The sequence below is a fragment of the Oleiphilus sp. HI0061 genome, assembly GCF_001635675.1.
Genome location: NZ_LWFE01001779.1, coordinates 1 through 490, shown reverse-complemented (window position 1 = coordinate 490; position 490 = coordinate 1). Strand labels below are relative to the sequence as shown.

Sequence of the window (490 nt, the reverse complement as noted above, 5' to 3'; positions counted from 1 at the left end):
GCCTCGGTGATCTGACGGACACACTCACTGACAACGTCTTTAGCTGTCTTGTCTAAGCCGCTGACTCCCCATTGTTCTAATAGTTTGGTTGAGCCGAGATTGTTTACGCCGATTCGAATGATGACCAGCCCCTTTTCCCAGAAGTCCGGAGAGCGCTGCAAGCGAGAGATCAGCCATTTTGCTTGATAGGGCCAGCCTTCAAGCAAAGACTGACAGCGAAGTCCGGAAACTGCATAGTTATAGTCGAAGTCTAATTTCTTGGGGGCTCGGGCAGGGAGCTTAAGCCAGTTCTTGATTCTTGCCCAGCGGTAACTTTCACCCCATGTCCCGAATGCTCCAAGATTAACTTGCTCAGATCGAAATCTGTCCCATAGTGCTGGCCAGTTGTAAGTGACGCTATGGAAGTCGCCTCCTCTAGCTTTATTGTCATATTTATCTCGATAGCTATGACTGTCTGAATCACCTAATATTGCGACAGGAAACGCAGCAT

At 48.8% G+C, this 490-nt stretch carries 1 protein-coding gene; it reads right to left on the bottom strand.

What is annotated here, in order from left to right:
- Positions 1–490: hypothetical protein (locus tag A3735_RS31530; protein WP_197486087.1), on the bottom strand; the 490-nt coding region annotated here is incomplete at both ends.